General features: G+C 65.1%; 10 protein-coding genes. 3 read left to right on the top strand and 7 right to left on the bottom strand.

Features of this window, described 5'->3' with window-relative positions:
- Positions 1 to 39 precede the first annotated feature (39 nt).
- Together U1839_RS06350 and U1839_RS06345 are read right to left on the bottom strand one after the other, a co-directional pair.
- Positions 40 to 2,145 carry a S9 family peptidase gene (locus U1839_RS06350; RefSeq protein ID WP_332802816.1) on the bottom strand — a complete coding sequence of 702 codons (2,106 nt, stop codon included), beginning with the start codon at positions 2,143 to 2,145 and terminating at the stop codon, positions 40 to 42.
- Positions 2,146 to 2,237: 92 nt separating this feature from the next.
- Complete coding sequence (locus tag U1839_RS06345; RefSeq protein ID WP_332802815.1) at positions 2,238 to 3,500, bottom strand: dipeptidase; 1,263 nt, start codon at positions 3,498 to 3,500, stop codon at positions 2,238 to 2,240.
- Positions 3,501 to 3,775: 275 nt separating this feature from the next.
- Between U1839_RS06345 and U1839_RS06340 the strand changes: the two genes are divergently transcribed.
- Positions 3,776 to 4,396 (top strand): helix-turn-helix domain-containing protein, encoded by a 621-nt coding sequence (locus U1839_RS06340; RefSeq protein WP_443030579.1) that lies wholly within the window; start codon positions 3,776 to 3,778, stop codon positions 4,394 to 4,396.
- 266 nt (positions 4,397 to 4,662) lie between these two features.
- On the opposite strand, the gene U1839_RS06335 is transcribed toward U1839_RS06340, so the two are convergent.
- A complete protein-coding gene (locus tag U1839_RS06335) occupies positions 4,663 to 5,142 on the bottom strand; it encodes a hypothetical protein (RefSeq protein ID WP_332802813.1) in 480 nt (159 codons plus the stop codon).
- 396 nt (positions 5,143 to 5,538) lie between these two features.
- Between U1839_RS06335 and U1839_RS06330 the strand changes: the two genes are divergently transcribed.
- Positions 5,539 to 6,849 (top strand): sugar MFS transporter, encoded by a 1,311-nt coding sequence (locus U1839_RS06330; RefSeq protein WP_332802812.1) that lies wholly within the window; start codon positions 5,539 to 5,541, stop codon positions 6,847 to 6,849.
- Between the two features lie 48 nt (positions 6,850 to 6,897).
- Positions 6,898 to 7,890, top strand: a complete 993-nt coding sequence (araD1, locus tag U1839_RS06325; RefSeq protein ID WP_332802811.1) for an AraD1 family protein — start codon at positions 6,898 to 6,900, stop codon at positions 7,888 to 7,890.
- A 157-nt stretch (positions 7,891 to 8,047) separates the two neighbouring features.
- Here the strand turns inward: araD1 and U1839_RS06320 are convergent, their stop codons facing one another.
- The 4 genes from U1839_RS06320 to U1839_RS06305 form a co-directional block, all read right to left on the bottom strand.
- The gene (locus U1839_RS06320; RefSeq protein WP_332802810.1) at positions 8,048 to 9,598 is read right to left on the bottom strand and encodes a cryptochrome/photolyase family protein; all 1,551 of its coding nucleotides are present in this window, start codon (positions 9,596 to 9,598) and stop codon (positions 8,048 to 8,050) included.
- Between the two features lie 102 nt (positions 9,599 to 9,700).
- Positions 9,701 to 11,491 carry an alpha-amylase family glycosyl hydrolase gene (locus U1839_RS06315; protein ID WP_332802809.1) on the bottom strand — a complete coding sequence of 597 codons (1,791 nt, stop codon included), beginning with the start codon at positions 11,489 to 11,491 and terminating at the stop codon, positions 9,701 to 9,703.
- A gap of 103 nt (positions 11,492 to 11,594) precedes the next feature.
- A complete protein-coding gene (locus U1839_RS06310; RefSeq protein WP_332802808.1) occupies positions 11,595 to 13,283 on the bottom strand; it encodes a carboxylesterase/lipase family protein in 1,689 nt (562 codons plus the stop codon).
- Positions 13,284 to 13,413: 130 nt separating this feature from the next.
- Entirely contained in the window at positions 13,414 to 15,654 is a 2,241-nt protein-coding gene (locus U1839_RS06305) for a TonB-dependent receptor (protein ID WP_332802807.1), read from the bottom strand.
- Positions 15,655 to 15,687 lie beyond the last annotated feature (33 nt).

Raw genomic sequence — 15,687 nt, 5'->3', positions numbered from 1 at the left:
GATTCGTCCGAAAACCGCGGCGAACGCCCGTCCTAAGGATCATTTCCCCGTGCGCGGTGCCGGCTGCAAATAGCGGCCGAGATAGTCGTCCGTGGCATGGAACAGCGTCAGCCACGAGGCGTAGCGCGTAAGATCATGCACCTCGTTGGGGATGATCAGCGTTTCATGCTCCACGCCGTGCGCGCGCAGATCCTGGATCAGCTCGGTCGATTGGGTCGCCGGCACGTTGCGATCGTCATCGGCCTGGATCACCAGCACGGGCGAATGCCAGTCGCCGATCGTTGCCACCGGCGATGATGCGATGGCGCGCTTGTAATCCGCCGGATCCTCGACTGGCGCGCCAAGCGTCGCGAGCATCGACGCCCAATTATAGACGCCGGCATAATCGACGCCGACCGCCACCGAGTCCGAGGCGCGGGCCAGCGCCAGCGCGGTCATCAAGCCGCCATAGCTGCCGCCCCATACGCCGATGCGCTTGCGGTCGACATCGGGGCGCGCCTGAAGATAGCTGATCGCGCCGAGCAGATCCTGCGTCTCGCTGCCGCCGCCGAGGCCGAAGTCCTTCGCCTCGCGATATTCCATGCCATAGCCGATGCCGCCGCGATAATTGACCGACAGCACGACATAGCCCTTGGACGCAAGATACTCGTTGAAGCCAAAGGCCCCGGCGTAGAACCCCATATAGTGGAAGCCGAGCAGCATCTGGCGCGGCGGGCCGCCATGGAAGAACATCACCGTCGGATGCGGCCCCTTCATGCCGGCGGGCGGCAGGAACAGCTGGCCGTGCACGTCGAGCCCGTCCTTGGCCTTGAACACGACCGATTGCGGCATGACCATATGGGCGGTCGGGAAGGATGGCGCGGTCGTCTCGGCGGCGAGGCGCTGCCATTTGCCGCCGCGCAGCACGGCGGGGCTCAATTGCTGCACCGCGCTGCTCTGCAGGGCGAAAATGGTCCCGTCGGCGCTGACCTGCGGGAACGCCTCGATGCTGGTGCCGGGCGCGGCGACGGGCACCGGTGCCCGCGTCGAGAGATCGCTGGTCCAGAAATGCAGCCGGTCGATATCATTCTGGTTGCTGGCGAAAACCAGTTTCCGGCGCGTCGGATCGAGCGTCATATAGGGTATTTCGAACGCGCCCGAGGCGAGGGCATGCGCGGTGCCCCCGGTGGCGGATACGGCCCAGGGCTGCATCCAGCCGCTTTTCTCCCATGGGAAGACGAGTTGTCCGTCGGCCGCCCATAACAGATTTTCCGCCGCGAGCGTCGGGCGATAGACGCTGCCCGGCCCGGTGTCGGCGGTCCACACGCGCTTGCCCGTGCCGGTTGCGGCATCGGCGGTCCATATCTGCCAGGGCAGGCCCGAACGACGGCTGATGAAGGGCGAGCTCTTCGCCGCCAGCACCCGAATGAAGGCGAGTTGCCTGCCGTCGGGCGAAAAGGTCGGCGAGGAATCGATGTCGAAGCTCGGCGCCGCCCAGGTCAGCGTGCGCGCGGCAGTGTCGAACACGCCGATCAGCGCGTGCAGGCGGCGCTGGCTGACAAAGGCGAAGCGGTGGCCGTCGGACGACCAGATCAACGAATGCACTGCGCCGAAATCGGTCAGCAGCGGAGCCGGCTTGGCGCCCGGCGTCGCGAGATCGACCGCCAGCACCTGGCGCTTGTCGAGAAACACCACCTGCTTGCCGTCGGGCGAGAAGCTCGGCTCATGCCCGTTGCCGACCTTGCGTGCCTCGCCGCCGCCCACCGGCACGACCCAGATCTCGCGCGGCGTCGGTCCGTCGGGCGTGCTGGCGACATTGGCGGGCGCGTCATCCTCGAGCGTCTGGCCGCGGGTGAAGGCGATCGTCTTGCCATCGGAGGACCAGGCGACGTCGCCGATATCGTTGCCGTCATCCTTGTCGAAGGTGGTGACCTGGCGCGACCGCGTCGTGGCGCCCGCCTCACCGATCCATATGTTGCGCACGCCCTTGATGCTGAACACCCAGGCTGCCGCGCCGCCCTTGGGCGCGGCGGCGAGGCTGGTGGGATAAGGGGCCTCGAGCACCTGCTCGATGGTGAACGGTGCGGGGTCGGCGAGAGCGGCGGAAGTGAACCCGGCGACGGCGAGCGCGCCCACGGAAGCCATGCCAAGCAACAGACGATTCATTGCGCCCTCCTGAGCGAGCTTCCTCGCTTATGTCCCAATTAAGACATTATGACCTGAATGGAAAATAGATCAACTGCAAACGCGCGGTATGTTCACATCGCTTTGGTTTCCGGCAACTGACCGGCCATCGACGCTGCCACGGCTTCCGCGCGCGCCATGACGCGCAGCACATTCTCGCCGGCGACCTTGCGGATATCCTCGTCGCTCCAGCCGCGCCGCATCAGTTCGGCGAGCAAGGCGGGATAGGTGCTGACATCCGCCATCCCCTCGGGCAGCTGCTCGCCGACACCATCATAGTCCGAGCCGAGCCCGACATTGTCGACCCCCGCCACCTTGGCGATATGCTCGATATGGTCGGCGACCTCGGACATCGCGACCTGCGGCATGGGGTGGGCCTTGCGCCACTCGGCCATCGCCGCGGCGGCCTTGTCGGGCTGGCCGATATAGAGGCCGCCATAAGGCGGCGCGTTGAACCGCATCTTCTCCGCCGCCTCATCGGCCTGCCAGCGACGATAGGCATCCGAGATATAGGGTGTGGCGTAATTGACCATCACGACGCCGCCATTGGCGGCGACCAGCTTGAACACCTCGTCCGACACGTCGCGCGGATGGTCGTCGAGCGCGCGGGCGCTCGAATGCGAAAAGATCACCGGCGCCTTCGACACGCGCAGCGCGTCGCGCATCGTGTCCTCGCTGACATGGGCGAGGTCGACCAGCATGCCGAGCCGGTTGAGCTCGCGCACCACGCTTTCGCCGAACGGCGTCAGCCCGTGATGCTGGGGATTGTCGGTGGCCGAATCCGCCCATTCGAGCGTCCTGCTGTGGGTCAGCGTGAGATAGCCCGCGCCGAGCGCGGCATAGGCGCGCAGCACCGACAGGCGATGGTCGATCTGGCCGCCGCCCTCGACGCCGATCAGCGCCGCCATGCGACCCGACCGGTGGATGCGGCGCACATCCTCGGCGGTGCGCGCCATGGCGAAGTCGCCCGAATAGCGTGCGACGATATCGCGTACCAGGTCGATCTGCTCCAGCGTCTGCTCGACCTGCTCCTGGCCCGGCAGATCGGGCGACACCCAGACCGACCAGAACTGCCCGCCGACCCGCCCCTTGCGCAGCCGCGCAATGTCCGTGTCGTAATGCGCCGGGCCATGATCGAGATGCGTCAGGTCAATCGTCCAGCGCTTCTCCCCCTCGCGGCTGCGCAATGTCTCGGGCCAGTCGTTATGACCGTCGATCAGCGGCGTGCTCTTCAGAATGCGATCGACCCGGGCAAGGTAATCGACCGGCACGGGGGCGGCAGCGGTCAGCGACAGTGCCAGACAAGCGAAGGGAATGACTATCCTGGGGTTCGGCATGGTATCTCCTGATCTCTGTCGCGTTGGGCGTGATCGGCGGTACCGGGCGCAGGCGATGGCCGTATCCCTGTACCGATTGATCGCGCTTCGTGTTTTGCTTTGCCGCCTGCGGCGCGATGTTGTTGCGCTGCGGCGGCAAGCGATGGTAGTCGAGGTGTCGAAGGGCAGTTTTCGTGCGATAATTTCCTGATTGGGACGCTATTGTCCTAATCGGAAAACGTCAAGCGAGGCGAACAGGAGATGAATTTTTGGCGCAGCTGACTCTTGGTGCCGTGATGCGCGGCCTGCGCAGCCGCAATGGCTGGACGCTCAAGGAGATGAGCCAGAAGAGCGGTATCCCGGTTTCGACACTGTCCAAGGTCGAGCATGACCGGCTGACCCTGACCTATGACAAGCTGCAGCAGCTCAGCGGGCGGCTCAACATCCCGATGTCCGAGCTGTTCGCGGAAGGGGAAGCGGCGCCCTCCGCCAGCCCGGTCATGGGCCGGCGCAGCATCGGTACGCTCGATCGCGCGGTGCGGGTCAACACACCGAACTACGATTATTATTACCTCTGCACCGAGTTGCGCCAGAAGCGCATGATCCCCAACCTGACGAGGATCCGCAACAAGTCGCTCGCCGAATTCGGCGACCTTGTGCGGCATGATGGCGAGGAATTCATCTATGTCGTCGCCGGCCAGCTGGTCGTGCATACCGAATTCTACGACCCGGTCGTGTTGAACGCGGGCGAGTCGATCTATATCGATTCCGCCATGGGTCACGCCTATCTCGCCGGAGAGGATTGTGACGAGGCGGTCGCCTTGGCGGTTATGTCGAGCGCCGAAGACGATCTGATGTCGTCGCTGATCACCCTGCACGGCGAGCGCACCCAGGAAGAGGAAAATGCCGCGGCGTAAGGGCTTGCATTGTCTGCCACCGGCGGATGCCCATAAGCGCGCCACGGGCCCGTAGGCGACGATAGGGAAGCGCTCACGCAGCTAAAGGCGGTTTGCTGGGCAATGTGAACCGCCATTTCTGGGCGTGCGGCGAACCGAACGATTTGCCGATCGCTGGCCCCAACCGAAATCGGCCGCGAAGGCGCCGGCTCATCTTCCGATGGCCGACGCCTGCTTAGTGCTGCATCAATGCCGGGTCGCGCTCTTAGGCGAGGCGCTCAGCCCGATTATTGCTTTTCGTAAACGTACCGGTCGCGCGCAAGCGCAGGGTCGGGGTCGGATGCCTTCGACAGATAACGGAAGGTCATCTGCCTGCCGTCGGGGGAGAGATCAACCTCGAGCTTCGCGACCGTCTGTCCTTTCAGCTGCGCGACCCAGAACATCGTATGGTCGTCGGTCTTGTAGACCGAAAAGGCGTCCATGCCGGGGTCCGGCTGTGGGACGAACTTGCCATAGGCAAAAGGAAGGTGCGCGACCTGCTTTTCGCCATTTCCCGTGGTCGTCTCGACCGTCTCCGTGATCATCCCACCATCGGGGGTCAGCGCAATGACGATTTCCTTGCTCTTGACGCCTGGATCCTTGCCGATGATCGATTTCGCCTTGTTGAGGTGCCACACGCCCAGGAAAGGATCGTCTGCGGCATGCGCCGCAACCGGCATCAGCAAAACCGCGGCGGCTCCGACGATCAAACGCATCATTGTCTTCATAACGTCCTCCTAAAGTCGGCGGCGACCTCACAAGCCGGCCCCGGTCGGTCGCTAGCTTAGCGTGTCATTTGAAGCTCACAATGTCCTAAATGGGCTAAAGCGACCCGATTGGAAAATAAATCTAAGTTGTTGCCCGACCGCGGGCGGGCGGCACAAGCATATGTCGGGCTCGAACCGCGGTCGCGACGGCGCAAGGTAGAACCAGCCTCTTCGCCAAAGCAGGTCTGGCCGACGAACACGGCGCACGGCAGCCGGTGCGTTTCGCGCAGCGGCTGCTCGGCAAGATGACGCCTCAAACGCGAGATTGGACGTTGACCGGTTGCGCCGCCGCCATATAGTCGGAGTTATTACGACGTCGCGACCCGCTCCGGCGAACCTATATCGAAGGAGAGGTTGATGCCGGTTTCCGCGGCTTCCGAAGGCGCGACGATCACGCCCGGCGCGACGCAGCCGACGTCCTACACGGCGGCGCTGACGCTGCTCGCCAGCCTGTTCTTCATGTGGGGGTTCATCACCGTCATCAACAACACGCTGCTGCCGCACCTGCGCAGCGTGTTCGACCTCGACTATACCAAGACCACGCTGATCGAGAGCGTGTGGTTCATCGCCTATTTCTTCGCCTCGATCCCCTCGGCCAAGCTGATCGAGCGTATCGGCTATCAAAAATCGCTCGTCACCGGGCTGCTGATCATGGCGGCGGGCGCGCTGGGCATGACGCTGGCGGCGAGCATCCCGTCCTATGGCGTCACGCTCGCCATGTTGTTCGTCATCGCCAGCGGCATCACTCTGCTGCAGGTCGCTGCCAACCCCTATGTCGCGGTGGTCGGCCCGCCCGAAACAGCGTCGTCGCGACTCAACCTGGTGCAGGCGCTCAACTCGGCGGGGACAGTGCTGGCGCCCTCGTTCGGCGCCTATCTCATCCTCGGCCGCTCGGTCGGTGGAACGGTCAAGAGCGGGACGGTGCTGACGCCGGCGCAACGGTTGGCCGATGCCCATTCAGTGGTGCTGCCCTATGTCATCGTCGCGGTTGTGCTGGTGATACTGGCGGTGGTGATCGCGCGCTTCCCGCTGCCGGCCATGGGCAGCGCGACCAGTCGCGTCGCCAAGGCCGAGCGCAAGAACCATTCGCTTTTGCGGCACCGCAACCTGATGTTCGGCATCCCGGCGATCTTCATCTATCTGATCGCCGAGATCGGCGTCGCCAATCTGTTCGTCAATTTCGTGTCGCAGCCCAGCATCGCCGACCTGACGCACGAACAGGCGAGCAATTACCTCACCTTCCTGTGGCTTGGCATGTTGGCCGGCCGTTTCGCCGGAGCGGCGATCATGCAGAAGGTGCGCGCCGAGACCGTTCTCGCCGCCTTTTCGATCGGCGCGTTCGTGGTGATGCTGGTGACGGTGTTCAGCAGCGGCCCGGCCGCGATGTGGGCGCTGATCGTCGTCGGATTGTTCCACTCGATCATGTTCCCGACGATCTTCACGCTGGGCATCAAGGGGCTCGGGCCGCTGACCGAAGAGGGATCGGGGCTGCTGATCATGGCGATCGCCGGCGGCGCGCTGGTCGTGGTGCAGGGCAAGCTGGCCGACGCCTATGGCCTGCAGAACTCGTTCCTGCTGACCGCAGCGTGCGAGCTCTACATCCTGTTCTATGCCTTGTGGGGCGCCAAGGTGACCGAGCCGCTGGGCGCGCCGCCGATCGATGGCTGAATGGTGGCGCCGAACGCTCGCGCCCCGGCGCGTCGGAGAGATTTTCGCATGACCCATGTCCGGCTGCTCCAGCATTGCGATGCGCACGGCGCGCGACGCCTGATCCTGGCCGAAGACGACCAGGCGGCGTTTCTGTCGGACCCGGGCACGACGCGCGAACTCGCTGCGCTGGCGATCGCCGAGCGCACCAGCCTCGCCGATGCTGCGCGGCAACGCCTGACGGCGGAACCGGTCGACATCGTCGCCGAGCTGGCGGCCGGCCGGCTTTTGGCGGCGATCGACCACCCCGACAGCGCGCGGCTGATGCTGACCGGCACGGGGCTGACGCATCTCGGCTCGGCCGAGGGGCGCGACGCGATGCACAAGGCGGCGGCCGAAAACCGGCAGACAGATTCGATGCGCATCTTCCTCGAAGGCGTTGCGGGCGGGAAACCGGCCGAGGGCCAGACCGGCGCGCAACCCGAATGGTTCTACAAGGGCGACGGGCAGTCGCTGGTCGGGCCCGAACAGCCGCTTGCGTCGCCCGATTTCGCGCTCGATGGCGGCGAGGAACCCGAACTCGCCGGCATCTACCTGATCGGCGATGACGGGACGCCGTGGCGGCTGGGTTTTGCGCTCGCCAACGAATTCAGCGACCATGTCACCGAACGCCACAATTATCTGTGGCTCGCACATTCCAAGCTGCGCCAGGCAGCACTTGGCGCCGAATTGTTGCTGGGCGAGGCACCGGCCGATCTGCGCGGTGTCAGCCGTATCGAGCGCAACGGTGCGACCTTGTGGGAAAAGCCGTTTCTGACCGGCGACGCCAACATGTCGCACAGCCTGTGCAACCTCGAGGCGCATCATTTCAAATATGCCGGCTTTCGGCGCCCGGGCGACGTCCATGTCCATTTCTTCGGCACCGCGACGCTGTCCTTCGCCGATGATGTGTGCACGCAGGAGGGCGATCTGTTCGAGATCGCCGCCGCGCCGTTCGCCCTGCCGCTACGCAACCGGCTGACTCGGGCGGCCCCCGCCGCGACGACGGTGAGGATGCTGTAGCGCCGCCGATCGCGCCCCTGTGCGGGACCTTTCTGTCGCAAAGGGCTTGGGCGGCTTTCAGAACCGGTCGTTCGTTTATCTCAGCGCCCGATCGGGTTTGAAGTGTCGCGCCATGCCGTTGGGCCGCCAGTCATCACCACGCGGCTGAAGATCTGCATCAACGCGCCCAGCCCTCCGCCGCCGGCTGAAGGCTGTCAAGGAATCTGGCAGCGCTCGCGCGATAGGCATCGCGTAGCTCGGGCTGCATCCGGTCCCAATTGGCGTACATCTGCACCATGCGCCGATTACGCCGGAAGCGTCGCTCATGCCGCGCTAGGAAATCCCAATAGAGCGCGTTGAACGGACATGCCTCGGGTCCGGTCTTCTGCTTCACATCGTATCGGCATCGCCCGCAATGGTCGGACATGCGATTGATATAGGCGCCGCCGCCGGCATAAGGTTTCGTCGCGAGCCTGCCACCATCGGCATGCTGGCTCATGCCGATCACGTTGGGCAATTCGACCCATTCATAGGCATCGGCATAGACGACCAGGAACCAGTCGGCGACCTGCTGCGGTCGCACGCCCGCGAGCATGGCGAAATTGCCGAGCACCATCAGCCGCTGAATGTGATGCGCATAGCCATGGTCGCGCGTATTGCGCACCGCCTCGGCCATGCACAGCATCTCAGTCTGCCCGGTCCAGTAGAATTCGGGCAACGGCCGCGTCGCCTCGAGCGCGTTGGCGTCGGCGACCTCGGGCATCTCCATCCAGTAATAGCCGCGGACATATTCGCGCCAGCCGATGATCTGGCGGATAAAGCCTTCCGCCGCGTTGAGCGGTACGTAACCCGCGGCATGGGCGTCCGCAGCGGCCCGCGCCACCTCGATCGGGGTTAGCAGGCCGATGTTCAATGCCGGGCTCAGCCAGCTATGGTAGAGCCAATCCTGACCCGTAACCATCGCATCCTGATAAGTGCCGAAATCGGGCAGCGCGGTGACGATGAAATGCTGCAGCGCCTGGCGCGCCTGGTCGGCGGTGACCGGTAACGCGAACTTTTCGAGCCGCCCGAAGTGACCGGCGAAGCGCTCCGCGACCATAGCGAGCACGTTGCCGGTAATCGCGTCGGGCGCGAACTGCATCGGCTCGGGATAGTTGAGCCCGCGCTTGGGCGGTGCCCGGTTTTCCTTGTCGAGGTTCCATTGCCCGCCTTCGGGCTTGCCATCGGCAGTCATCAACAGGCCGGTCTTGCGACGCATCTCACGATAGAAGAATTCCATCGTCAGATCGGTGCGCGCCTGTGCCCAGCTCTGGAATTCGAGGATACCGCAGACGAAGCGATCGTCGGGCAGGACCTGGACCGGCACGTCGAAGCGCTGCGACCAGTCGCCGATCATCGTCTTCACGCGCCATTCGCCGCATTCAACGATGCGGATCAAGCTCGGTCGATGCCGCCCGACCGCACGCGCGATCTCTCCCGTGAAGCTGCCGCTGTTGGCGGGATCGTCGAGCCTGACATGGTCGACGCTCCATCCGGCGCAACGCAATTCCTCGGCGAAATGCCGCATGGCTGACAGGATCAGCGCAATCTTGCGCTTGTGGTGGCGGACATAGGTCGTCTCCTCCGCCACCTCCATCAACAACACGACCGCGTCCGCCTTCGCGACGCCCCGCAAAGAGGCAAGGCTGTGCGAGAGCTGATCGCCCAGAACGGGGATGAGGATGGTCATTGGTGCGTTTCAACGTCCGGCGCGACCTGCGGATGCGGCGCTGCTGACCCCTATCCTCGATCGAGCGTCCGCTCCAGTTCCGTCAAGCCTGCAGCGCGGGTTTCAGGGCGCGACCCACCACAATATCTCATAGGGTCGCAGCGTAACGGGACCCGTCGGCACGTCGCGCCCCGTCAGCAAATCCATGCCTGGTCGATCCCACGTTGCGGGGCGATCGACGGTTTGCGCAATCGTTGCGAGATTGACGAGGCAGAGGAAGCCCCGGCCCTGATCACGGACAAAGGCCAGAACCGCGTCGTTCGATAACGCGATCGGGGTTGCTCGTCCCGTGACATTCAGCTCGTTCAGCGCGCGTGCCGCATGCCCGAAGCGGCGCATGCTCTCCAACATCTTTCCCGCGGGTCCGTGCGACGCGCGGCGCCAATCCATGCTCGGGCGTTGCAGCCAGCGGCCTTCGTCGCGCCGCGCCGGATCCGACCCGTAATCCTGATCGTTGCCGAGCGCGATCTCGTCACCCATATAGATCATCGGCCAGCCGTCGAGCGCGTGGATCGTGCCATAGAGCGCGGTCAGCCGCGCGAGCGCCATGTCCTGATCGATATCGGATCGGCCCAGGCCGACCAGCGCTGCTGCCATGCCGTTGGTCGAGGGCACGCCGCCCGCTGCGGTCTGAAACCTGCGACCGGCGGAAAATCCTTCGCCGTCATAGAAGGACGACCAGCGCTTGAGATCCTCGACCGGGGCATATTCGGCAAGCGCATTCCAGATGAGATCGTCGTGGCAGCGAACATAGTTCAGCCACGCCGCATGATCCGGACGCGCCGCCGCGGCGGTCAGCATGGTGCGGACGATCCCGGCATGCTGATCGGCAAGCCCAGCCCACAGCGCCGTCATCACGCCGTTATTATACGCCAGATCGCACCCCTTCAGATCGTCGCCGAAGAAGGGGATGACATGCGCCGGGCTTTCGATTGCCTCGGTAAGCAAGACGACGCTGGGTGCGGCGATATCGAGCGCGGCGCGGAAGGCGGCGACGATCGCATAAGCCTCCGGCTGGTTGCGGCACGTCGTGCCCTGGCGCTTCCAGAGGAACGGCGCGCTGTCGAGGCGAAAGCCCTGCACCCCCTTGTCGGCAAGGAACAGCAACACCTCGAGCATTTCGAGAAAGACGTCGGGATTGGCGTAGTTGAGATCCCATTGGAAAGGGTAGAAGGTCGTCCAGACCCAGCCGCCCATCGCCGCGTCATAGGTGAAGTTGCCCGGCGCAGTGTCGGGAAAGACCTCGATCAACGACGCATCCCACGCATCGACCTCGGCCTGGCTGTCGACCACGTGATAATAAGCGCGATATTTCGGGTCGCCCTGTCGCGCGCACTCGGCCCAGTCGTGTTCGCGCGCGGTGTGATTGCAGACGACATCGAGCATCAGCCCCATGCCGCGCGTGCGCAACTCCGTGGCGAGCCGCGCCAGGCCGCTCATGTCGCCGAGCGCAGGCTCGACCGCGCGGTAGTCGACCACGGCAAAGCCGCCATCGCTTTCGACAGGCCGCGCCGCAAGCAGCGGAAGCGGGTGCAGCCAGCGTATGCCGAGGTCCTGAAGATAGTCGAGCTTGCCGGTCATGCCGTCGAGCGTGCCCGCGAAGCGATCGACATAGCAGGCATAGATCGTCTCGCCCGACCGCGCGGCCCAGCTCGGATCGGCGCGTCGCGCATGGTCGAGCGCCTTCAGCGCCTCGTCGCGCTGCGCGTTGGCGCGATCGAGTGATGCGCAGACCCGCGCAAACAGCGCCGGCGCGGCGTCGTGATAGATCCGTTCGAGGCTGGCCGCGAGGCGATGACGGGCGCGGTCGGATTCAAGGTTCATGGCCTCGGGGAAGTCCTCGATCATATTCATGGATGGCGCAACCCGCGATGCAATCGGTTGCAAGTAAACTCAAGCCTCGTCGCTGTCGGTCTCGTGTCGACCTTGCCCGCGCCGTTCTGCCCCGTTCCGGACGTCAAGTCATCGACCCGCGCTCGGCATTGTCGAGGTCGCGCTCGAGCCGCGGCTGATCAGCGAAGATCATCGTCGGTGCCGTGGTTGCAGTCACCGCGCTCCACGCCGGAAGCCCCGGATGGCCGGGGTTGCCGGTCCGGGCGAAGGCCAGCAACGCATCGGTCATCCGCCGGCTGAGGACTGCCGCACGCGCCCCGCCGCCGGTCATGCTCGCGCAGCGATCGGTGTTGGCGAACAGGAAGGGTATGTCGAGGCAGTGGAAGGCGCGGGGGCGTCCGTCGAGCACCGGCGTCTGCCAGGTAAACCAGTAGAGATAGGCCGGTGCGCGGCTGTGCCGGGCCTTTGCCATCGCCTGATCGACGGCGCTCTGGCGAATCGGCGCGGTGGCGATGCGCGACCAGAGATCGAAGGGGGAGGCGCCGGGCGCGCGCCGGCGAAAGGCGGCTATGACGGCGCGTGACCGGCCGGGGACGAAGGCCTCGACCCGCGCGACGAGCTCGTCTTCCCGCATCATCTCATATTCGGGATGATTGATTCCCGAGACGAACTCGTTGAGCGTCGTACCGATCACCATCGGCACGTGGACCGAAAGGTCGGGCAGGTCGGCCCGCTCAGGGGACGCGATCACCGTCTGCGCGTCGAGCACCGGCGCGAAACCAAGCGCGTCGCCGATGCGTCGTACGTCGAAGAACCGGCCGGGCGCGGGGTTGACGCGTGCCAGCACAGCCTCGCTCGCGCGGCGCAGATCGGCATAGGGCATCGTCTGGAGCCGATCGACCTCGCCTGGCGCAACCCCAAGCTCCGCCAGCATCAGCTCGGACAATCTTCTGGCCTTGGCCGGGGTCGCGCAGGGGGCGAAGGAACCGCTCATCACGACCGCGCGGTGGAACAGCCCTCGCGCGGCGGGCATGCCCATCAGCGTGCTGACCTTGGCCCCGCCGCCCGACTGGCCGAATACCAGGACGCATGACGGATCGCCGCCGAACGCGGCGATATTGGCGCGAATCCATTGTAACGCCGCGACGATGTCGAGCATGCCGACATTGCCGGACTGCGTGTAGCGCGGCCCGCAGTGCGACAGGTCGAGAAAGCCGAGCAGGTTGAGCCGGTGATTCAGCGTGATCACCACGGCGTCGCCGCGCAGCGCGAGCGCATGGCCGTCAAATGCCGGCAGATCGTGTCCCGAGCCAGCGGCAAAGCCGCCACCGTGCAGCCATACGAGCACCGGGCGCCGCCGCCCGTCGTTGATCCCCGGCGTCCAGAGATTGATGCGCAGGCAGTCTTCGCCCTCGACGCTGTCGTTCCACTGGAAGATGAACGCCTCTTCGTCGTTCAGCCGACCGGTTCCCTTGTCCTGCGGCGCGACCGGGCCATAGGCGCGCGCGCTGCGCACGCCGCTCCATGCCTTGGGTGGCTGCGGCGGGCGGAAGCGATTGGCCCCGCCGGTGTCGGCGCCATAAGGGATGCCCTTGAAGACGAAGATGTCATCCTGGACATAGCCGGCGACACGACCGGCCGTGGTGGTGGCAATGGCCGTGTCGGCGCCGGCCTTGAGCTCGCTTGGGCGCGGGTCGGTATGGGCCCCGCCGCGACGATGGCCGACGTCGCGCGATGCGGAGGCTGGCACCGCCGCCACCGATGCACCCACACCGGCAGCGACGGCGCCGCTTAACCAGGTCCGTCGATCCACACCGTCATTTCCGGGGGCCGAAACGCCCGATCGTCGCGCCACCAGCGTCTCCCTTGGCTATCCGTTCCGCGCACGCCGGCGCGAAGCGATGACGGTGCGCCGATCGGCTCGGTGCACCGTCATCCGTGCCTCACTTGCTGTTGAGGCGCAGCGTGATGCCGATTGTGCGTGGGCGTGGCCCGGCGAGCAGGGTCGGGCCGTTCGCAGCCGTCGGGCCGCGATAATCGGACACATTGTCGGCAAACAGCCGTACTTCGTACCGATCGAAACGCACCCCCGCGCTCATATTGTAGAGCTGATAGGGGTTGATCGTGTTGACGGTGGCGTCGCCGTTTCGCGCGCGGCCGATCGCGGTCATCGAGCCGGTGGCGAAGAAGTCATAACCGCCGAAATCATGATCGTAGCTGACATCGCCACGCCAGTTGAACGTGGGCGTGTTGAGCAGGCGCTGACCATTGCCGATGCGCGGATTGGCCGTACCGAACGCTTTGAGGACGTTGGTGAACTTCGAGTCGTTGACGTTGCCGACGACCGACAGCACCAGGCCCTTTGCCGGGGTGCGCCAAGTCGCCTCTATATCCACCCCGCGCGACCTGCCGTCGCCGAGATTGGCAAAGGCGGCCAGGCCGATCGACGTGTTGAAGGCGCTTTGAATGTTGGTGTATTTGATGTCGTAGAGGCTGACCGCCAGTCGCAAGGCGCCATCGAACAATGTGCCCTTCGCGCCGATTTCGAGATTGCGCAATTTGTCGGGCGTGAGCGAGAGCGCGCTGGGAACGCCATCGGCGATCACGGCGTCGGCCTGCGCCTTGGATTGCAGGATGCCGCTGCGGAAGCCCGTGCCGGCGTTGAAGAAGAGCAGCCAGTCCTTGCTCGGATAATAAGCGAGGTTGGCGCGCCAGGTCAGCGCATCGGGGTTGGCATTGCTCAACACGTGCGTGCCGTTCGACAGCGAATCCGACTTTCGCGTGTCGTTGAAGTAGCGCAGGCCGACCAGCGGCACGAGCTTGCCGCCGAACAGCGAATAGCTGACTTCCGAGAAGACCGCGACATTCTCGGTCTTGGTGATGGTGTTGCCGCTGAGTGCGAGGGTCGGAAAGTTGATGTCGAAGGTATAGAGCCCCTTGGCATTCTGATAGAAGACACCGGCCACGCCGTGGAACGGCCCCGTCCCCGACGTGGCGATGCGGAACTCGTTGACGAAGTTCTGCGCATTGCCGCCATTGTTAAGAATGCCGATGCCCAGTGGCGCGCCGAGATTAAGGCCGACCTGGAATCCGCCGGGCAAGGACTTCTGGTAGGAGGTTGCGTTGGTCAGCGTGAAATTGCCCATCGCGCGGGTGATCGTGCCCGAGAAATATTCGGCGCGGCGACGGTCATAGCCGATCACGCTGCCCTGATAGGCGGCATAAGGCGGGTTCACCGAATTGATGACGTTCAGATAATGCTGGTCGGTGCTGAAATACCATGCACGCAGCCGCACCGTCGTGAGCGCGTCGGGCTTCCACAGCAACACCGCCTGGATATCCTTGGCGACGACGTCGTTGGCGTCCTTCTCGCGCGGGGTGCCGGTCGGGGCGCCGGCATAGATGTCGGCGGTGCCAGCACGATAATCATAGCCGCCGCTGATGCGCAGCGCGAGCGTATCGGTGACGAGCGGGATCGAGAGCGCCGCGGCGGCGCGGTAGTTGATCTTGCTGGCGTCGCGCGTGGTCGAGATCTCCGCCTCGCCCGCTTCGGTGATGCTCTGCAGATCGGGGTTCTTGGTGTGGTAGATGATCGTGCCGGCGGCTGACCCCTGACCGTAGAGCGTGCCCTGCGGCCCGCGCAGCACCTCGACGCGGTCGAGGTCGAAATAGTTGATCGGCGGCGCGCTCTGGTTGTTGGGGACGCCAAACGGCGTGTCATCGAGATAATAGCCGACCAGGCCATCGCCGATCGGCCCGCCGGCGCCCGAGCCGCGGAACGAATAGATGCGGTAGCCGGCGCCGATCTCCTGCGCCTGCGAGGCGCCGGGGATGAGCTGGATCAGGTCGGCACCATCGCGGATGTTGCGCTCCTTGAGCGTCGCGCCGGTGAATGCCTGGATCGCCTGCGGCACGCGGTTGAGCCGCTCGGCGCCGATCTTCGAGGCGGTCACGACGATGTCCTCGCCCATGTCGGCGGGCGCGTCGCTGGCTGGTTGGGATGCCGGGCCGGGCTTTGCCGGCGCTGTCTGCTGCGCGAGCGCCGGTACCGCCGTCATCGCGGCGACACAGGCGGCCAGCGAGACGCCGGCGCGGATCAGGGCGATGCTGCCGCCGTTCCGGTCGCGTGATTCCTGATGGTGATCGAATGCATCGCAGCCTGCGACGCGCTTGTCCGTGATCATGCTTTCCCTCTCCTGTCGTCGACTGTTCTCTGC

Origin of the sequence: Parasphingomonas halimpatiens, assembly GCF_036663795.1 — a bacterium.
Lineage (GTDB): Bacteria > Pseudomonadota > Alphaproteobacteria > Sphingomonadales > Sphingomonadaceae > Sphingomonas.
The sequence above is the reverse complement of the archived record's forward strand: the minus strand, read 5'-3'. Positions and strand labels throughout refer to the sequence as shown.